This is a genomic window from Nostoc sp. (assembly GCF_036916735.1).
Taxonomy (GTDB): Bacteria; Cyanobacteriota; Cyanobacteriia; order Cyanobacteriales; family Nostocaceae; genus Nostoc.
In genome coordinates, this window is the sequence record NZ_JBALFV010000042.1 from 81,250 (window position 1) to 101,380 (window position 20,131).

Here is a 20,131-nt window from a genome sequence, read left to right on the forward strand (position 1 = left end):
AGTTAAGGTTTACCCGACTTTCGCTGCTAGTTCCGTACAAGAGTATAAATAAACTATTGTTTTGAATGCTAACCGCTAATTATCGCTAAGTAATTGTGTAGAATACCTCCTAATTTATTTATGGCTGTAAATTTTGAAATTTATTGATGTTTATTATTTGGTCTTCATGTATACATAATTACTATACAAATTTTTTGCCTGTTTGCTAAAGGCGCTTCTTACTGCTGAACACAATCTCAATACTGTTCGGTTAGGGACTTCCAAATAAAAAATATCCCATCGTTTTAGAGGCAGGGGGCTGGGGGAGGAAAAGTCGTAGTGAAGTCCAGAAATTGGATAATTTATTTTTTGAAGTTCCCTTAAGCAATTTCTTGGTTGAAGCAAGCTGTTCTTGGCCACGAAAAGAAGAGAAGCTGTTTTTGAGAAAAGAATTACTGAACAATAACTCTGTTTCCTCAAGTACCTCCCCTGCCTCAAGAGCTTATCCCAACTTCACCCCAGTTTTGCTTGTGTGTAGCCTGTTATTACAGGATAGGTTAAGCAACATCAGGAAGATTGATGTCTCTATGTAACCTCGGGATTGAGAATTAAGGACTGGGGATTGGGTTAAGCAACATCAGGAAGATTAATCTCTCTATCCAACTGAGACAAACTTAAAAATTTAATAAAGTTAGTGTTTGAAGATGTTAAGCGATTGATTTATTCCAACTTAGTTGGTACTATAGCTCTAACCACGAACCACCCACATATCAGAACTAATTTATAAGGTTGATGGGCAAAGGTAATACTTTAGACATTTATCAAAACCCATTCTTCAGTATGGGTTACAGATAATTCACTGGTAAGAATAGCAACGCAATAATATAATAACTATGAAAAAGCATTTTTTTGCCTTTTCACTGATAGCTTGTGCTGTCGGTGTCATTATACCAACTCAGGCATTGGCGGTTAAGCTATACGGTGCTGGTAGTTTGCGCGATAGCCTCACAGAAGTAGGTGAATCTTTTAACGAGAAATATGGAATTCCAGTAGAAACGCGATTTGGCCCATCTGGTTTAACACGAGAATTTATAGAACAAGAATTCTCCAAAACTGGAAAATCCGCAGATGTTTTTGCTAGTGCAGATATTGAAAACCCTCAGACATTATTTGAAGAAGGTTTAAGTGAACCTGTAGTGAACTTCACTAGCAACCGCATGACTGCTATTGTAAGATCAGGACTTGGTATCACATCAGATAATTTGCTAGATTTTTTGCTAAAACCAGAAATCAAGGTAGGAACTTCGACGCCTGTAGCAGATCCATCTGGTGATTATGCCTGGCAGATATTTGACAAGGCTGATCGGGTTAAACCTGGTAGTTCTCAAATTCTGAAGAATAAAGCTTTGCAATTAGTAGGTGGTAATCCTAATGCTCCTATAGTTCCTAATGGCAAAAATAATTTAGTCTACTTTCTAGAAGAAACAAAGCAGGCAGATATATTTTTATCTTATTATACGAGTGGTCAGACTGCCCAAGCAATAGAAGGTGGTGAAAATCTGCAAATAGTAGAGTTGCCCGGCTACTTAGCAACAAAAGCTAATTATGGATTGACTACACTGAAAAATGCCGATCCTGATGGTGAAAAATTAGCTGAATATATCCTGTCACAAAAAGGGCAAGAAATTTTAGCCAAGTATGGATTTACTACGCCTTCTACTTCTGTTCCCGAACATCAGGGTGCGGGTGGAATTTTACTAGCTGTAGGTATAGCTTTAATCCTGAATAAAAAACAAGCATTTGTTAAAAAGCAATTAATTAAGTTAGACCAACATAGGTAGCAAACTTTATAATTTTGTTTTGCTCTGAATCAACCTGATAATATATCCAAAAAGTAAGTATAAATTATACATGGGTGACATAGAATAAGAAAAGGCATTGACGTTGTGTTGAAGAAGCTGCCCAGCAGATTCAACAGCAGCAAGCCGACTATATTCTCGCCCTCAACCTCTTGCGTCAGGAAGCCTCAAAGGGCAGTGAGAGCGATGAAACGCTACAGAGCCGGACTCAATGACCAGTTTATGCTGCAAATTCTTGCCCCTTTCCTTGCCCCCTCTGAGTCATAATTTGAGCCATTATTTTGATGCGTTTACCCTGATTGAAACAAAGCTATAGTGGTTATGAAATTATCTTGGGAAACAATTGTAAAAATATTTACTGTTCTAGCAGTTCTCTGTTACTTAGTTGGTATACTGACCGTTAATGACTATTTGTACAGTTTAGGAATCTCAGATTTTTCGAGCCTTAAACCTCGTTTTATTTACACAGGAGTTCTAGTCTTATTTTCTATATTCTCAAATTTAACGTTTTCGATTATTGTTTTCATGTATCGATTCAAATATAAAGTGGAGAGTATCAAGGATCTCAAATTTGAAAGAATTAGTCTACGTTTTTTGTGGCAAATATTATTTAGCTCTCTTGTAGGTTCGCTATTTTTTGCCGTCGTATATTTTGTCCTATTTAGTTTTTTATTCCATTTTGATCCTCCTGAACCAAGTTCTATAAAGACAACTATTAAGGATATTTTTGAAGTATGGTTTTGGGGTTCCATAGTATGTGTTTGTCCAGGCATCATTTTGTTTTTTAATACAAGTATTATAAATAGTCAAGCGCGGTTCTCTATTTTATTATTTCTAGGCTTTTTGTTTATAATAGTATTTAGTTATTATCTAACTAGTTTTGGCTACTATGTATATCCTTTGATTCCAGAACAATATGGTGGTGGAAAGCCCAAAGAAGTGAAAATATTTTTTAAGGAAGATATAAGTAAAGAAATAGAAAAAATAGGAATAAACACTCAAGTAAATACAGATACACAAAAGATAAAACTTTTGTTTGAAGGAGATAAAAACTACATATTAAAGATAGAAGAAACTAAGAAAAAAACAGAGATAGTTCAAATCAATAAAGATGATGTTAGAGGTATCAGATTTGTAAGACCATTTTTGCTAGATAAATAAGGAATAAGCCAAGCGGCATTGTCAACTTAATTGGAAAAATTCAAAAATGATTATAGAGTTCTTGCAGAAATGGGGATGTGGTAAAAATAGAAGGTTCATCGTGGATTTATTTATCAAATGTTGTAGAACCTAAACTCCAAAATTCCAGATCGAGTTCTTCTAATAAAACTTTTATCAAGTCGCCAATAATAACTTTAGCTACTTGATGCTCTGGTAATGGAGCCATTATTTCCAGCACCCTTTGACTGTAACCTATTCTAGAACTGCGATTGTCTCCCAATTCTGCTAAAATGCCTTTGTATGCCGACCAGGAGACATCTTTAATCAACAACTGATGACCTGCTTTAACAATTAGTTGATTGAGTTTAAGTAACATCGCAAATTTCCTGCGCTTTATTTTATGTGAGCAACGGTAACACCACTGCCGCCATCTGCTTGTTCTGCTGGTTCGTAGTTGTTGACTCTGGGATGCTGTTGCAAAAAGGCGTGAACTCCTTGTCGCAGTTTGCCAGTGCCGTACCCGTGAATAATCCAAACTGGGCCTGTAGCTTCCGAGATGGCTTTATCTAAAATGTATTCGGCATCAGCTACCCGTTTACCACGTAAATCGATCGTATTTTGGGAAGTCCGAATTTCTGGGACACTTTGCGGTGGTGGGGTTACTGCTGCTGGGGCTGGTTTGGGTTTAACGATTGGTTCAGCTTTTTGACCATCTAGAGATTCTACGTCTTGTAACTTCACAGTCATCTTCATTAGCCCAAACCGAACGCTTAAATCGCCATCTTCATCGGGGGCGGTGATCACATCTGCGATCTGTCCCAATTTTGGAATGCGGACGCGATCGCCTATCTTGGGCATAAACCCAACTTTTGGTTTTGCTGGCGTTACTGGCTGATATTGCTGGCCAATCTGATTTAAAGCATTGGTTGCTTGCTGGGCCTCTTGGGCTGTGGGCGTACCTTTCTGCAAACGGCGGATAACTTGGGCAATTTCACCTTTTGCTTGGGCGATCGCTTGTTGCACTGCTATTTCCTGTGAAGCCCGCAAACTGCTTTCTCTTTCTTCCAAACTTGCGGCTTTTGCGGATACTTCTTTGTATAAACGTTCCGCTTGCTGCAACAAACTTTGGGCTTCGGCAGCTTTGGTTTCTTGACGACGGCGTTGTGCTTCTAACCCAGCAATCACCTGGTTAACTTCATCTGTGGCCTCTCCTACTTGAGTCTTCGCCTGTTCTACTACTTCTGGTTTTAATCCCAAGCGTAGAGCAATAGTTAAGGCATTAGAACGTCCAGGGATGCCCCACAACAGACGGTAAGTAGGCGAGAGAGTACTTTCATCAAATTCTACAGAGGCATTTTCAAACCGCTCGTCTTCGTATTTCAGGGCTTTTAATTCCCCAAAGTGAGTGGTAGCGATCGTTAGCTGGGCATGGTTGGCGAGATATTGCAATAAGGCGATCGCTAAGGCACTACCCTCAACTGGATCGGTTCCTGCGCCGACTTCATCGAGTAAGACTAGGGATTGGGGACTTGTACTGAGCGTTCGCGTAGCCTCTGGTAGAGAAGCCAAAGTATTCGAGATTAGGGATTGGGGATTAGGAATTTCTTTTTCCCCAGTCCCCAGCGATGCACTGAGGTTGTCGTTGGTGCAGCCTCTGGTAGAGAAGTGTCCCAAGTCCCCAGTATCCAATGCCTCTAAAATCCGACTAATGCGGCGGATGTGTCCAGAAAATGTGGATAAACTTTGCTGTAAGGATTGTTCATCGCCAATATCTGCCAACACTTTATCAAACCAAGGTATTTCTACTGGTTCACGGGCGGGGACAAATAAACCCACTTTGGCCATCAATGCTGCTAACCCCAAGGTTTTTAAGGTTACAGTTTTACCGCCAGTATTTGGTCCGGTAATTGTCACTACCCGAATTTGCGGACTGATCAGCAAATCGACAGGAACTACTGGTTGGCCTTGTTCGTGCTGTTGCTGCCACACTAACAGGGGATGTCGTAAGTTCCGCAAGGTAATAATTTCTCTGTCTTTACGCTGGATAAATCGCGGGGGATTCGCTCCTAACCAGTAACTATACCGCGATCTAGCGGTTGCGAGATCCAAAGTGGTAGCGATCGCTAACAACCTCTCTAAATCTAGTTTGACTGCGGCTACAAGTTCTGTCAAAGCACGGCGAATCGCTTCTTCTTCAGCTTGCTCTTTTCTAATTATCTGCCGCAATTGGTTGCCTAAGGGCACTACTGAATTCGGTTCCACGTATAGGGTGGCACCGCTAGTAGAGGTATCGTGGACAATACCGGGGATGGCATCTTTTTGGGGTGCTTTTACGGGAATGACAAAGCGATCACTTCGTTGCGTAATTAGCTGTTCTTGAACTGCTCCAGATTTTGTCTGTAAGATATTTTGCAGCTTTTGAGTAATTTGAGAGCGTAATCGCCGCAAATCTGTACGAATTTCTCCCAGTTTTTGACTTGCGCGGTCAGTTACCTGGCCCCGTTCATCAATACATCGATGAATTTCTTGCTCTACTTCTGGATAAGTCCGCAAATCGGCAACCAAATCAGTCAATATCGGCAAATCTTCCTGATTGTCAATGACACGGCGCAAATTCCTGGCACCAGCCAGGGTAGTAGCGATCGCTAACAGTTCATCCCCTGCCAAAACTCCACTGCGTTCTGCCCGTTCTAAGGAATCGCCAATATCTTGAATTCCCTCAAATGACAGTCCCGTGGTCAGACGAGTTTCAAGTTGGTAGACTTCTTTGGTTTGCTCTAATAACTGTTCGCTTTGGATCTGAGAATCGGGTATTTTCAGATAACGCGCAGCTGTCGCCCCCAGCTTAGTTGCCGCAAAAGTGGCAAGGTGCTGGCAGAGGCGATGCCATTCTAATAGTTCTAAGGTTTCAGATTGGATCAAGGTTTCAACATCTAATCTGAAATTATCGTAACAATTCTAGCCCCTAGATGGCTAAACTTTAAAGGAGAAAATTTTGCCTTAGTCAATACTCAAGAGGTATATTCGCTCTCTACCTCTTAATACATTGATGTATTTTATACTACATCAATATTTTTGTTGACTACAACCCCGATTAAAATTATCACAAAAACTTATTAAGCAGCAACTATTTCTTGCGCCAGAACGTAAGGTTGAACGATAAGAGTATTAAATCGCTTACTGCGAGCGCTATTCCATTCTCCCACTTGTACTATCGTGGGTTTAGTAATCAATTGTTCATTAATCCACAATTCCACTGATGGTATATTATCACTGGCGATCGCTATTCCAACATCCACCAAGTTTAGCTCAAGCGCCACTAAAATTACTGCATCTCTTTGTACATGAGGAATGAGCCACTCCCACTCTGCCTCATCCAAAATCTCTGTTAATTCTGCTCTTAAATCCGACATTACTTTCCAATGTTTATTTGTAAATGGCTATTTTTACATTATTCCTTAGTTCTTAATTCCTGACAAATGACAAATGACCAGTAACTAAACTTATGATTTCATTTCATCAATTTCAAATAAAGACACAATTACTCCAGCGATGGGAATAGATATAAAAACACCTAATAATCCTGCTACTTTAGCCCCTACTAGTAAAGCAAAAAATACCACTACAGGATTAAGATTCAGCGCACCCTGCATAATTCGAGGCGCAATCAAGTTATCTTGTATTTGCTGGAGGACAATACAAGTTATTAATACTTTTACTGCTAACCAAACACCTTGAGACAATACAAATAGAGTAACTGTGCTTACTCCCAATGTCGCGCCTATACCAGGGATTATATCAACAATTCCGATTATTATTGACAATGTCAAAGCAAAAGGTACTTTTAATAGTAAAAATACTAAAAATGTTGAAATTGTTAAAAATGCACTTAATAGTAATTGACCTCTAAAAAATCCTAAAAAAGACCTTTTTATTACATTTGTAAATCTATTGCGACGTTGTTTTGGTACTATTTTTAAAATAAAATTCCACAGTTTATCTCCATCTAATAGCATAAAAAAAGCTACCACTGCAATCAAGATAAAAGTTATAAAGTTTGTCATAAACCCTTGTAAAATAGCTAAACTATTAACAAGAGTTGATACAGCTTGATTCCGCAATTGTTCTTCAATAAAATTTAAATCTATTTGAAAATTACGGTTTCGTAACAAACCTTCTAGTCCCTCTAATAAAGGCACTAAAGAATTTACAAATGCAGTGATACTATCAATTAATTGTTGTCCTTGAGATAAGACCGTTAAACTCACAGTAATTATCACACCGCCGATAATCACAATACTGAGCAAGAAAACGACACCAACAGCTATACCGTGGGGCAAAAAACGCCGCAACCCTTGTACAGGATAACTGAGCAAAAAAGCTAAAATTGCCGCAAATGTAAAAATAACAATGACCGATTCAAAATAAGCTAAAAGTTGTACAATTGCCCAGCCAGAAGCAACTAAGAGCAAAAATCGAACTAATGCCAGATTATTTAGTCGCTCCCAAAAACTCTTGGTTTCAAAGCCGCTCATAATAATTTTTAATACTCGCCATTCGCGTAGCGTCTCGTAGAGAAGGCGAGAAACCGACTACGTAATTCGTGATTCATAATTAAGATATAAAAAAGCTAGTTGTCTGGTATTAGAAAGCTATCCACCTCGGAAGATGGATGATTTATTTGTTATAAGTCCCTTAGTTGATTCCTAGAATGAATTGATTTTAAGATTAGATCAACCTAATAGCGATCGCTACCATCCTAAAGCATACATCTCTTGGGTATCTAACTCATCTTCCTAAATCATGCATCTTATTAATTACCGTGGTACACTTTTGTGTCAAACCTTCCAATTCCTCTTTATTACTAGAATTAGGAGCATCAATCAAGTTACCAATTCTCACAGTGATGGGAACTGCGCGAGGTAGGGACGATCCTTTTTGTAAAATCTCCTCAGTACCCCAAACACTCACGGGTAATATTGGGGCTTTTGCTTTCGCCGCTAGCAGCAGTGCGCCTCTCTTGGGGTCTGTAATTCGACCATCTGGGGTGCGAGTACCTTGCAAAAAAACACCGACAGCCCAACCTTTATTGAGATATTCTAGGGCGGAACGGATGGCATTACGATCAGCATTTCCCCGACTCACCGGATAAGCACCGTACAATTTAATCGCTTGCGCCAGAACTGGGATCTTAAATAACTCTTCCTTAGCCATGTACGCTACTGGACGACGTACACAGTTGGAGACAATTGGCGGATCAAAATAACTAGCGTGATTACTCACTACCAGCAACGGCCCTGATTGAGGGACATTTTCCGTACCATAAATCTGGCCCCGAAAGTAAGCGTGAAGCATGGGGCTGACGACCGACCATTTAAAGGCGTGGTAAAGTGCCAGACTGATGAACGGTTCGCGGTTTCTGTCCACAGAAGATAATTCAAATCAGACTGAATTTAGCATACGCGATCGCAAGACCCAGAGCAAACGCAAAAAGCTGTGGAGATGAATTATTTCAAGCATTTGGGAATACTAAATCCAGAAAATATTAGGATTTAGCAGTATGAATACCACTACAGTCAGTATTCCCGGATATCGCATCAGTGAAGAAATTTACAATGGTTCCAGAACACTGGTATATCGAGGGTATCGAGAGACTGACGAATTACTAGTAGTGATTAAACTCCTGAAAAATCCTTATCCGAGTTTCAGTGAACTCTTATGGTTTCGCAATCAGTACACCATAGCTAAAAATCTTAACTCACCCTTAATCATCCAAACTTATAGCCTCGAACAACACCAAAATGGCTATGTATTGGTAATGGAAGATTTTGGAGGGATTTCTCTTAAAGAATGGGGAGTGCAAAGAGACGCGATTAATCGTGTCTGTACTGAGTGGAGAGTAGGGGGAAGCGTAGAAGCTTTAATAGAGTTTTTAGGAATTGCGATCGCACTATGCAATACCTTAGATATACTCTATCACTCGCGCATTATTCATAAAGATATTAAACCCGCCAATATTTTAATTAATCCAGAAACCAAACAAGTTAAATTAATTGACTTTAGTATTGCATCTTTACTACCACGAGAAACCCAAACGCTAATCAATCCCAATGTATTAGAAGGAACACTTGCTTATATTTCCCCAGAACAAACTGGAAGAATGAATCGAGGGATTGACTACCGCACTGATTTTTATTCTTTAGGTGTAACTTTTTATGAACTACTGACTGGAAAATTACCATTTCAGTCAGAGGATGCTATGGAACTGGTACATTGTCATATTGCAAAAACAGCGCCTTTAATACATGAAGTTAATTCAGAAATTCCATCTATATTCTCAAAAATTATTAGCAAACTGATGGCGAAGAATCCTGAAGAGCGCTATCATAGCGCTTCAGGATTGAAATATGATTTAGAAAAGTGCTTGCTTCAACTGAAAAAAACAGGTATTATCGAGAGTTTTCCAATTGCACAACAAGATATTTGCGATCGCTTCATTATTCCCGATAAATTATATGGCAGAGAAACCGAAGTAGAAACCCTATTGCAAGCATTTGAAAGAGTCAGCCAAGGGGCAACCGAAATGATGCTAGTTGCTGGTTTTTCGGGGATTGGGAAAACTGCGGTTATTAACGAAGTTCATAAACCTATTGTTAGAAAACGTGGTTATTTTATCAAAGGGAAATTTGACCAATTTAATCGTAATATTCCCTTCAGTGCATTTGTGCAAGCCTTCCGAGATTTAATGCGGCAACTATTGAGTGAAACTGATACCAATTTGCAACAGTGGCAAGATAAAATTATCACAGCTTTGGGTGAAAATGCCCAAGTTATTATTGAGGTCATCCCAGAACTAGAACGAATTATTGGTTCCCAACCTCCGGCTGTAGAACTATCGGGAATGGCGGCTCAAAATCGCTTCAATCTGCTGTTTCAAAAATTTATTCAAGTTTTCACCACACTAGAACATCCCTTAGTAATGTTTTTGGATGACTTGCAGTGGGCAGATTCGGCATCACTGAAGCTGATGCAGCTACTCATGGATGAATCCCAGAGTGGCTACTTATTGCTGTTTGGGGCATACCGAGATAATGAGGTCTTCCCGGCACATCCTTTAATGTTGACACTAGATGAGATAGCCAATGCAGGAGCTGTCGTTAACAACATTATACTCAATCCACTGTATCCAGTAAGTGTGAATCAGTTGTTAGCAGATACCCTCAATTGTCAACTAGAAATAGCACAGCCATTAACGCAACTGGTATATCAAAAAACCAAAGGAAATCCCTTCTTTACCACTCAGTTTCTCAAGGCACTGCATCAGGATAATTATATTCAATTTAATTTTCAAATCGGGCATTGGCAATGTAATATTGCCCAAATCAAGCAATTGGCACTGACAGATGATGTGGTGGAGTTTATGGCACAACAGTTGCAGAAACTAACACCAGCAACTCAGGAGGTTTTAAAACTGGCGGCTTGTATTGGGAATCAGTTTGATTTACATACCTTGGCGATTGTTTATCAACAATCCCAAATCGAAACCGCCGCCGCATTGTGGAAAGCATTACAAGAAGGTTTGATTCTACCACAAAGTCAAGTTTATAAGTTTTATATAGACCGAGAAAATCAAGCTAGTAATCAGGAAACCGCTCATGTTGTAGCATATAAATTCCTGCACGATCGCGTCCAACAAGCCGCTTACTCACTGATTCCTGAAGATCACAAACAGATAACCCATGTCAAAATTGGCCGCTTGCTGTGGCAAAATACCCCGAAAGCTGAATTAGAAGATTGGATTTTTGCGATCGCTAATCAGCTAAATATTGGGCTTGAACTTTTCCATCAACCTCAAGAACGCCATGAACTCGCACAGTTAAATTTCATGGCTGGGAAACAGGCAAAAGCCTCAACTGCATACAGTTCAGCAATTGTTTATCTGAAAACAGGTATTCAATTGCTACCATTCAACCCTTGGGAATTTGACTACAATTTGACTTTAAGTTTGTATAACGAAGCAACCGAAGCCAGTTATCTGTGTGGTGAAATTGAGGCAATGGAAGATTTTGCCCAAGAAATTTTACAACACGCAAAAGCTGTAACTGATATAGCCAAAGTATATGAAGTAAAAATTGAAGCTTACACAGTTCAAGGAAAATTATTGGCAGCGATCGATACAGCCATGCAATTTTTGCAGCCGATTGGCATTGAGTTTCCTAAAGAACCAACAGATGAGGATTTTGTTCTCGCTTTGCAAGAGACTCAAGCTACCTTGAGTGGCAAAACAGTTGCTGAATTAGTTGATTTGCCAGAGATACAGAATCCCGAATTACGTGCAGCCTTGCGTGTCTTAGTTAAAGTAACTACTCCTGCTTATCTAGCAAAACCTGAACTCCATCGCTTGCTAGCACTGAAGGAAGTTACTCTTTCTATAAAATACGGAAATACTTCCGGTTCTGCCTTCACTTACTCAGTTTATGGATTCATGCTTTGTGGTCAACCAAATAGTATTCCAACAGGTCATGAATTGGGTAAGTTAGCGTTGCAACTGCTGTCCAAGTTTCAAAATCAGGAATACGAAGCAAGAGTCCTCGTAGTGGTTTATCATTTTGTGAGCCACTGGAAAGAGCCTGTAACATCAACGCTCAAACCATTACTACAAGCTTATACCATTGGGCTAAATAGTGGAGATTTGGCTTATGCTGGTTATGCTGCCTATATTTATTGCTTACAAGCTTATATTGCTGGTCAAGAATTAAGCAAACTAGCTAATGAATTAGCGATTTATGGGGCAGCAATAGCAAAAATTAACCAAATAACGGCACTTAATTACAACAATATTTACCACCAAGTGGTCTTGAATTTAATTGAGCCAAAAACTATTCCTTGGGAATTAGTTGGCGCAGCCTATGATGAGAGGTCAATGCTGGCGTTACATGAACAAACTAATGATGGCACTGGTTTATGGCATTTATTTGTCAACAAATTGATGCTTTGTTATCTATTTCAAGCACTGGATTTGGCAGTGGAATATGCTGTCAAAGCCAAACAATATTCCGGTTCAGGATATGCAATGGTGAACACTCCAGTGCTTAATCTTTATGATTCGCTGTTGCAACTAGCTTTATTTCCCACGTTGTCACCCGCACAACAACAGAAAATTTTAGAGCAGGTAGCAGAAAATCAAGACACCATGCAACAATGGGCAAATTATGCACCCATGAATCATCAGCATCGATTCCAATTGGTGGAAGCAGAAAAGTGTCGGATACTAGCACAAAAAACCGCAGCAATAGAATTTTACGACCTTGCCATTGCTGGAGCAAAAGAAAATGGCTACATCCAAGAAGCAGCACTTAGCAATGAACTGGCTGCCAAATTCTACCTTGATTGGGGCAAAGAAAAAATTGCTCAGGTCTATATGCAAGAAGCTTACTACTGCTATGCCCGTTGGGGAGCCAAAACCAAAGTAGAAGACTTAGAACAACGTTATCCAGAACTTCTGTGGGTAATTTTGCAACAAAAAAATCTCAAACTCAACTTGCAAGAAACACTGAGTAAGAGTGTGGCATCTAGCGCCTCTATTCACTCTTCCACCCATATCTCAAGTCCCTCCAGCAGCAATTCGGTGCTGGACTTTGGATCTGTCTTTAAAGCCTCCCAAGCAATCTCTACCGCAATTCACTTAGATGAGCTAATCCAGAAGCTAACTCAGATTATTCTCGAAAATGCTGGTGCTGATCGGTGTGCGTTAATTCTCTTTCAAAATGGCTTATGGCAAGTGCGAGCGATCGCCACCTTAGAAGGCACTATATTGCAAACAGTACCTTTAAATAATCATGCTAGTATTCCAATCAAACTGATCCAGTATGTAAAAAACACTCTAGAAACTGTTGTAATTGATAATCTCAAAACCCATCTGCCTAATGTGATTGGAGAATATATGCGCCAGCATCAACCCAAAAGTGCGCTGTGTATGCCAATTCTGAATCAGGGGCAGTTAATGGGGATTTTGTACTTAGAAAATCAGCTAACAATGGGTGCATTTGTAGGCGATCGCTTAGATATACTAGAATTATTAACCAGTCAAGCAGCAATTTCTTTAGAAAACGCCTTACTCTACAACACCTTAGAGCAAAAAGTAGACCAGCGCACCCAAGAACTTCATCACAAAAATCAGCAATTATCCCATACTCTTGAGGAACTACAACAAACCCAAGCTCAATTGATTCATGCTGAAAAAATGTCGAGTTTGGGACAATTGGTCGCTGGGATTGCCCATGAAATCAATAATCCAATTAGCTTTATTTACGGTAATATTACATATTTAAAAGAGCATTTCCAAGATTTGCTAGAGGGTATTAATCTTTATCGACAGCAATGTCCACAACCTACTACCAAAATTCAAGCTTATTTCAATGAAAAAGATTTAGATTACGCGATCAAAGACGTACCAAATCTTCTGAATTCAATACAACAAGGTAGTCAACGTATTCAGAATATTGTCTTATCTTTACGGAATTTTGCCCGACTTGATGAAGCAGATATCAAAGCTGTCAATATTCATGAGGGTATTGAGAATACGCTGTTAATTCTGCAACACCGACTTAGTGAAATTGAAATTATCAAAGACTATGCTGATCTTCCGCGAGTGAGTTGTCACGCCAAACAAATCAATCAGGTAATTATGAATATCTTGAATAATGCCATTGATGCCTTAGATGAAGCTCAAATAACAACTCGTACTATTACAATTCGTACCGAACTCAGTAATTCTCTAACTAAGAGTGTGAACATTCGCATTGCCGATAATGGGATTGGAATTTCTGAAAAAATCCAAAAACGAGTATTTGACCCGTTCTTCACCACAAAAGCTGTGGGTAAAGGAACGGGATTAGGATTAGCAGTAGCCTACTCCATTATTTCAACTCATAACGGACAAATTAACTTTGTTTCTAAATTAGGACAGGGGACAGAATTTCAGATTATCCTACCTGTCGAAGAATGAAGACAGGGATCAATACTGCGTAGGTTTTGCCTAAAAAATAACTCCAATGTATGTTTGGTTGAGGAACGTAGCAAGATCCCGCAGGGTAAGCCAACATTGTTAGAGGTTTGTCGGGTAACACTAAAGTTCAACCAACTTACAAAACGAATGGAATTGCCAACAGCAAATAGCTGGCAAAGTTATTACGATCTCACCTTGGCATTAATTTTCAGCAAAGGTACTGAGTTTGTGATCCAGCTACCTATCTAGCATATACCTACATCTGCATATGGACACGAACTTTCTGCTTGACCGAAGAGGCAGGAGGGAAGGGGCACTTGGCAGGGGAGCAAGTCCTTCTCCCCTGCCGTGGAGCAAAGCAAAACAGGGGTAAGCTGTTAAGCATTTAAGCAAGCAATTGAGGCCGCAGAGGGGCAGTTCTTGCTGGGAACAAAGGAGAGGGTTTGCAGCTTTTTTTGACAAAGAAAATAGTGCAACTTGTAGGCGCGAGAGTTTACTACAAGACTACTGAAATTTTTCATAAAAAAAGAATTAATCAGGCAAATCAGCAGCACTCTGGATATTTTTTAATATTAAGTGAGGGCTACTACGTTTAATTAAACCAGTTAGCACTTTACCAGGGCCAATTTCTATTACTTGCTGAATGCCGTTGGCTGGTAATTGCAGAGAAATTTCTCGCCATCTTACAGAACCAGTCATTTGTTTATTCAGGCGTTGCTTTAAAACCTTGGCATCAATAGACGGAATTGGTTCTACATTAGACAGTACTGGTACAGTAGCTGGCTGAAATTCCACGGATTCTAAAATATCTTGAAATTTTGCAGCTGCTGGTGCTATTAAATATGAATGAAATGCTCCAGAAACTTTTAAGGGAATAGCACGCTTTGCTTTAACTTGAGTCATTACCGCTTGTACAGCCTCAGTCGTGCCTGAAATTACTACCTGAGCCGAACTATTATCATTTGCTATTACCACATCAGGCGTTTGAGCAATGACTTTTTCTAACTGTTCGCAATCAAAGTTCATCAAAGCTGCCATCATACCATCGACGGCATTATCCATAAGTTCTGCACGGCGCTTTACAAGATATAACCCAGCCGACCATTCAAAGACACCCGCTACATAAAGGGCAGAATATTCTCCCAAACTGTGACCAGCCACTAAATCTGGCTGGTGTCCTTGTTCTTGGAGAAGATCAGCAAGAATGGTTTCTATAACATAAAGACTTGGCTGAGTGTATAGAGTTTGTGATAATTTTTCTTCTTGATTTTGACAGATTTCGGTTACAGACCAGCCCAAAATCTCCTCAGCTTTGGCAAGCTTATCTTTAGCCGATGGTATATCTAGTAAATCCATTCCCATTCCCAGCGCTTGGGAACCTTGTCCGGGAAATACCCATGCAGTTTTTGTCATTGGTCAAGAATCAGAAAAGTGAAAAGTTAGGAGTGAGGAGTGAAAAGTTAGGAATTAGGAATGAGGAGTAAAACATTAAAACTTATAACTTTTAACTCATAACTCTAACTCCTAACTCTTCACCTTCCCCATTGGAAAATTGCTGCACCCCAGCTAAGACCGGCACCAAAGCCTGATGCAGCAACGATGTCATTGGGTTTAATTTTTCCTTCCCGCACTGCTTCATCTAAAGCTAACGGAATGGAAGCAGCAGAGGTATTGCCATATTGGGCGAGATTACTTATAACTTTATCTTCTGGGACATTCAGGCGTTGGGCAACAGCATCAATAATTCGCTGATTGGCTTGATGCAATAACAGCCAATCTATTTGGTCAACATTGAGGTTGGCTTGAAATAAAGCTTTATCAATGATTTCGGGCACTTTTTGCACAGCAAAGCGGTAGACTTCTTTGCCGTTCATAGTAATTGGTTGGTAACCGCCTTTTGTGATACTTACATTGGGAAGTAGTTCTTGAGAAGCGCTTGTATAAGCAAGGTTAAGGTGATGGTTTTGAGTACCATCACTTTTAAGGGCAAATCCCAACAAGCGATCGCTTTTATCAGCCTGTAATACTACTGCCCCTGCACCATCACCGAATAATACACAAGTGCGCCGATCTTCCCAATCTACCCAGCGAGAGAGGATATCTGCCCCTATCAACAGTACATTTTTATAAACACCTGTCCTAATGTATTGGGCTGCTGTAACTAGACCAAACACAAAGCCAGAGCAGGCAGCAGTTAAGTCAAAAGCTACTGCGTTGGTGGCTTCCAATTGCGCCTGTATTTGACAAGCAGTACCAAACAAATCATCAGGGGTGGATGTCGCCAGCAAAATTAGGTCTAGGTCTTCTGGTTTAATTCCCGAAGCTGTGATCGCATTACGGCTGGCAGCAGTAGCGAGTACACTCAAGGACTCAGATGGCAGGGCTAATCGCCGTTGACGAATTCCAGTTCTTGTAGTTATCCACTCATCTGATGTTTCAACTACTTCACTCAATGTCTGGTTGTGTAGGGAAGTTGCTGGTACTGCCGAGCCACTTCCGATAATTGCTACGCCTAAGTTTTGCACTCTTAATCTCCCAAGCTATCAGCTTCTTGTCCTTTGTCTTTTGTCTTTTGTCCTTTGCTCTTTGTCAGTTGTCCTTTACAAATGACCAATGACTAATAACTAATGACTAATACTTCGGCTACGCCCTTCGACTACGCTCACGACAAGCTCAGGACAAGCTCAGTACAAGTGACCAATGACTAATGACTAACCGCTTTCGCGCTCTAGGATATATTGGGACTGAATTCGTTGTAGCACCTGGTTGTCAACAGCTTCTTTTGCCATGCGAATTGCATTAAAAATTGAAGGAGCTTGTGAGCTACCGTGACCGATAAAACAGACTCCCGCCACACCCAACAGCAAAGCGCCGCCGTGTTCTGCGTGATCCATGCGCTGCTTGATCCGCTTCAGGTTTGGTTTTAAGAGTGCTGAACCGATTTGACCGTGTAATCCTTGGGGTAATTCTTCCCGCAGAATTTGCAGAATCACTTCTCCGACGGCTTCGGCAAATTTTAATAATACATTGCCCACAAACCCATCGCAAACAATTACATCAAAGCAACCGGAAAGCACATCACGCCCTTCGGCATTGCCAATAAAATTAATTTGAGAATTTTCGCGGAGCATTTGGTGGGCGCGGACGGTTGCATCATTGCCCTTAGAGTCTTCTTCACCAATATTCAACAAACCTACCTTCGGTTCGGTTGTACCTAAGACATATTTACTGTAAGCCGATCCCATGACGGCAAACTGCTCTAAAAACTTGGGACGGCAATCTACATTCGCACCGACATCAAGTACTAACACTGGCTTACCAGCAATAATCGTGGGAAAAACAGTCCCTATGGCTGGGCGATCAATTCCCGGCAATCGTCCTAAGCGGAGCAAAGCTGATGCCATAGCTGCTCCAGAGTGACCGGCAGAAAATACGGCATCTGCTTTTTGCTGCTTCACTAAATCCATCGCCACATTGATGGAAGCCTTGCGTTTGCGTCTAACTGCATTTAAAGGCTCCTCATCCATAGCGATCGCTTCCTGTGCAGTCACGATCTCCACCTGCCCTAAATTCGTTTTTGGCGGCAAGGCAGCTTCTATTTGTTGAGGATCACCAACCAATAATACATCTACACCCAATTCTTCCCTTGCTCGCAATGCGCCAGCAACGATTTCACCGGGTGCGTGATCCCCTCCCATTGCGTCAATTGCGATCCTTACGCGAGTCGATCCCATTGCTCACAGTTTCTAGAAACCTTACAAATTTTACCAGATGGCAATGCCCGAAAAAGCTTAACTTTCTGACCGCCAAATTATTTCTGTTACTATTGCAACAATTTTTGCTGGCTAGCTCAAGATAGCACGAATTTGGCATTGGAAAGAGGTAGAGCAGCAGGGAGCAGGCAGCAAAGGGGAAAGAGGTAATTTTGTTATTCTCCCCCTTGGCCCCTGCTTGTTTACTCCCTACTCCCCACTCCCTTCTACCCAATTAACTAGCGTCCGAACACCGTAGCCGGTTGCTCCTGCGCCGTTGTAGGCATTTTCTTTATCTGTCCACACTGGGCCAGCAATATCTAAGTGTGCCCAAGATGTGTCTTTGACAAATTGCTTAAGGAAAAGGGCGGCGGTAATAGAACCACCTGGACGCGGGCCAGTATTTTTCATGTCCGCAATGCCAGACTTTAACCCTTCAAAATATTTTTCTTCCATTGGCATCCGCCAAATCTTTTCTCCTGAAGTTTCGGCAGCTTTCTCTAACTGGGAAGCTACAGCATCATCGGGTGTGTACAAACCAGCAATATCTTCACCCAAGGCAATAACATTAGCGCCAGTGAGGGTGGCTAAATCTACGATCGCATCTAATCCCAATTTGTCGGCATACACCAAGGCATCTGCGAGGGTCAAACGTCCTTCAGCGTCGGTGTTATTCACTTCGATTGTTTTGCCGTTTGATGCTGTGAGAATATCTCCAGGGCGCATGGCGTGGCCGCTAATCATATTTTCGGTCGCTGCCGAGATGAAGTGAACTTCCGAATCTGGCTTAATTTGAGCAATTGCTTTTGCCGCACCCAAGGTTGCTGCTGCACCGCCCATATCAATTTTCATGGTTTCGATGCCGCTACCAGCTCCTTTGATGTTGAGTCCGCCGGAGTCGAAGGTTAAACCTTTGCCAATAATTGCTAGTTTTCTTTTGGCTGTACCTTCTGGCTTGTAAGTCAGGTGAATAAATTTAGGTGGCAAATCGGAAGCTTGGGCGACTCCCAAAAAAGCACCCATGCCCAATTTTTCACAATCTTCTCGTTCCAGAATTTCCAGTTGTAAACCGTGATCCTTGGCGATCGCTTGGGCAGTTTCTGCCAAAGTAATTGGTGTTACTGCATTAGCTGGTGCTGCTACTAACTCCCGTGCCAAGTTTACCCCTGACACTATTTGATTGGCGCGGGTGATGGCTGCTTCTTGTCCACCGAATCCTAGTAAATCTACGGTTTCTATTTGAGAACCTTTATCTTCTGGTTCTGACTTAAAGCGAATATCTTGGTAAAGCGCCAATTCTACACCTTCTGCGATCGCTTGGGCGCTTGCGGTTGGATCGTTATTCCACAAAGGCAAACTAAATCCCAGAATTTTGCTTTTTTGCTTTTTTGCCACTCTAGCTACAGCAGCAGCAGCGCGTCGCAAAGTGTCGAGTTTTAGTGCATCTGGTTTACCTAAACCTACCAGAATCAATTTCCGCACTGAGCCACCAGGATTCACACGAGTGAAGATGGTACTGTTGGCTTTACCTTTAAATTCTTCTTCAGCAATTAGTTCTTGTAAGACGCCGGAAAACTTTTGATCTAAAGTTGCCAATTCTCCAGTTAACTCTACTGCATCTTCAAATAATCCAATTGCTAAACTATCGCCTGCCCACTCTAGCAAAGGCTTATCACTAGGTTGAATTTTCATTTTGTTTGGGATTTTGTGTAAATATTCCTTCTTGTACCAGTATTGCTCAAAATTCTTGTTTCATGGTAAGGGAAGTGGGCACTTGTACTGAGCTTGTCCTAAGTTCAGCCCGAGCGGAACTGAGGGGCGTAGTCGAAGTATTAAGCATTGGGGAGCAGGGGTGAGTCAGTATAATTTAACAAATTAATATAAATAGCACTCGTTAACGAGTCTTTGATACTCATGAATCCACCTCAGAACTCCGTTAACGAGTCTTTGATACTCATGAATCCACCTCAGAACTCCGTTAACGAGTCTTTGATACTCGTTAATCCACCTCAGAACTCCGTTAACGAGTCTTTGATACTCGTTAATCCACCTCAGAACTCCGTTAACGAGTCTTTGATACTCGTGAATCCACCTTAGAACTCCGTTAACGAGTCTTTGATACTCGTGAATCCACCTCAGAACTCCGTTAACGAGTCTTTGATACTCGTTAATCCACCTCAGAACTCCGTTAATGAGTCTTTGATACTCATGAATCCACCTCAGAACTCCGTTGATGAGTCTTTGATACTCGTTAATCCACCTCAGAACTCCGTTGATGAGTCTTTGATACTCGTTAATCCACCTCAGAACTCCGTTAATGAGTCTTTGATACTCATGAATCCACCTCAGAACTCCGTTGATGAGTCTTTGAT

General features: G+C 41.0%; 15 protein-coding genes and 1 pseudogene. 7 read left to right on the top strand and 9 right to left on the bottom strand.

The features are described 5' to 3' along the window. Positions 1-872 precede the first annotated feature (872 nt). The 3 genes and pseudogenes from V7L20_RS11005 (at position 873) to V7L20_RS11015 (ending at position 2,999) form a co-directional block, all read left to right on the top strand. The gene (locus tag V7L20_RS11005) at positions 873-1,820 is read left to right on the top strand and encodes a molybdate ABC transporter substrate-binding protein (protein ID WP_334744109.1); all 948 of its coding nucleotides are present in this window, start codon (positions 873-875) and stop codon (positions 1,818-1,820) included. Positions 1,821-1,975: 155 nt separating this feature from the next. Further along, a pseudogene (locus V7L20_RS11010) lies at positions 1,976-2,105 on the top strand (ISAs1 family transposase); the annotation flags it as partial. A gap of 54 nt (positions 2,106-2,159) precedes the next feature. Beyond that, positions 2,160-2,999, top strand: a complete 840-nt coding sequence (locus tag V7L20_RS11015) for a hypothetical protein (protein WP_334744110.1) — start codon at positions 2,160-2,162, stop codon at positions 2,997-2,999. Between the two features lie 106 nt (positions 3,000-3,105). Here V7L20_RS11015 and V7L20_RS11020 read toward each other — a convergent pair whose 3' ends face one another. From V7L20_RS11020 to V7L20_RS11040, 5 genes are all read right to left on the bottom strand, one after another. Next, complete coding sequence (locus tag V7L20_RS11020; protein ID WP_334744111.1) at positions 3,106-3,375, bottom strand: hypothetical protein; 270 nt, start codon at positions 3,373-3,375, stop codon at positions 3,106-3,108. A 17-nt stretch (positions 3,376-3,392) separates the two neighbouring features. Next, entirely contained in the window at positions 3,393-5,921 is a 2,529-nt protein-coding gene (locus V7L20_RS11025; RefSeq protein WP_334744112.1) for an endonuclease MutS2, read from the bottom strand. A gap of 194 nt (positions 5,922-6,115) precedes the next feature. Next, positions 6,116-6,412 (bottom strand): DUF2288 domain-containing protein, encoded by a 297-nt coding sequence (locus V7L20_RS11030; protein ID WP_334744113.1) that lies wholly within the window; start codon positions 6,410-6,412, stop codon positions 6,116-6,118. A 90-nt stretch (positions 6,413-6,502) separates the two neighbouring features. After that, a complete protein-coding gene (locus tag V7L20_RS11035) occupies positions 6,503-7,534 on the bottom strand; it encodes an AI-2E family transporter (protein ID WP_334744114.1) in 1,032 nt (343 codons plus the stop codon). A gap of 253 nt (positions 7,535-7,787) precedes the next feature. Next, on the bottom strand, positions 7,788-8,426 hold the full coding sequence (locus tag V7L20_RS11040) for a lysophospholipid acyltransferase family protein (protein ID WP_334744115.1): 639 nt from the start codon (positions 8,424-8,426) through the stop codon (positions 7,788-7,790). Positions 8,427-8,559: 133 nt separating this feature from the next. On the opposite strand from V7L20_RS11040, the gene V7L20_RS11045 reads away from it, so the two are divergent. Further along, positions 8,560-14,007 (top strand): trifunctional serine/threonine-protein kinase/ATP-binding protein/sensor histidine kinase, encoded by a 5,448-nt coding sequence (locus tag V7L20_RS11045; RefSeq protein WP_334744116.1) that lies wholly within the window; start codon positions 8,560-8,562, stop codon positions 14,005-14,007. A gap of 54 nt (positions 14,008-14,061) precedes the next feature. Then, the gene (locus V7L20_RS11050; RefSeq protein ID WP_334744117.1) at positions 14,062-14,256 is read left to right on the top strand and encodes a hypothetical protein; all 195 of its coding nucleotides are present in this window, start codon (positions 14,062-14,064) and stop codon (positions 14,254-14,256) included. Between the two features lie 282 nt (positions 14,257-14,538). Here the strand turns inward: V7L20_RS11050 and fabD are convergent, their stop codons facing one another. The 4 genes from fabD to V7L20_RS11070 form a co-directional block, all read right to left on the bottom strand. Then, the gene (gene fabD, locus V7L20_RS11055; protein WP_334744118.1) at positions 14,539-15,420 is read right to left on the bottom strand and encodes an ACP S-malonyltransferase; all 882 of its coding nucleotides are present in this window, start codon (positions 15,418-15,420) and stop codon (positions 14,539-14,541) included. Between the two features lie 119 nt (positions 15,421-15,539). Continuing rightward, entirely contained in the window at positions 15,540-16,532 is a 993-nt protein-coding gene (locus V7L20_RS11060; RefSeq protein ID WP_334744119.1) for a beta-ketoacyl-ACP synthase III, read from the bottom strand. 186 nt (positions 16,533-16,718) lie between these two features. Continuing rightward, positions 16,719-17,741, bottom strand: coding sequence for a phosphate acyltransferase PlsX (gene plsX / locus V7L20_RS11065; protein ID WP_334744120.1), 1,023 nt, complete (start codon positions 17,739-17,741; stop codon positions 16,719-16,721). Positions 17,742-17,969: 228 nt separating this feature from the next. Continuing rightward, a complete protein-coding gene (locus tag V7L20_RS11070) occupies positions 17,970-19,451 on the bottom strand; it encodes a leucyl aminopeptidase (protein WP_334744121.1) in 1,482 nt (493 codons plus the stop codon). Positions 19,452-19,673: 222 nt separating this feature from the next. Here V7L20_RS11070 and V7L20_RS11075 point away from each other — a divergent pair, with 222 nt between their 5' ends. Then, positions 19,674-19,856, top strand: a complete 183-nt coding sequence (locus tag V7L20_RS11075) for a hypothetical protein (protein WP_334744122.1) — start codon at positions 19,674-19,676, stop codon at positions 19,854-19,856. A 27-nt stretch (positions 19,857-19,883) separates the two neighbouring features. Continuing rightward, a partial coding sequence (locus V7L20_RS11080; RefSeq protein WP_334744123.1) for a hypothetical protein occupies positions 19,884-20,131 on the top strand: 248 nt, incomplete at its 3' end.

Bases quoted from the DNA above. Each gene is read 5' to 3' on its own strand.
- V7L20_RS11005 (WP_334744109.1), top strand. From the start codon at position 873: ATGAAAAAGCATTTTTTTGCCTTTTCACTGATAGCTTGTGCTGTCGGT.
- V7L20_RS11015 (WP_334744110.1), top strand. From the start codon at position 2,160: ATGAAATTATCTTGGGAAACAATTGTAAAAATATTTACTGTTCTAGCA.
- V7L20_RS11020 (WP_334744111.1), bottom strand. From the start codon at position 3,375: ATGTTACTTAAACTCAATCAACTAATTGTTAAAGCAGGTCATCAGTTG.
- V7L20_RS11030 (WP_334744113.1), bottom strand. From the start codon at position 6,412: ATGTCGGATTTAAGAGCAGAATTAACAGAGATTTTGGATGAGGCAGAG.
- V7L20_RS11035 (WP_334744114.1), bottom strand. From the start codon at position 7,534: ATGAGCGGCTTTGAAACCAAGAGTTTTTGGGAGCGACTAAATAATCTG.
- V7L20_RS11045 (WP_334744116.1), top strand. From the start codon at position 8,560: ATGAATACCACTACAGTCAGTATTCCCGGATATCGCATCAGTGAAGAA.
- fabD (WP_334744118.1), bottom strand. From the start codon at position 15,420: ATGACAAAAACTGCATGGGTATTTCCCGGACAAGGTTCCCAAGCGCTG.
- plsX (WP_334744120.1), bottom strand. From the start codon at position 17,741: ATGGGATCGACTCGCGTAAGGATCGCAATTGACGCAATGGGAGGGGAT.
- V7L20_RS11070 (WP_334744121.1), bottom strand. From the start codon at position 19,451: ATGAAAATTCAACCTAGTGATAAGCCTTTGCTAGAGTGGGCAGGCGAT.
- V7L20_RS11075 (WP_334744122.1), top strand. From the start codon at position 19,674: ATGAATCCACCTCAGAACTCCGTTAACGAGTCTTTGATACTCATGAAT.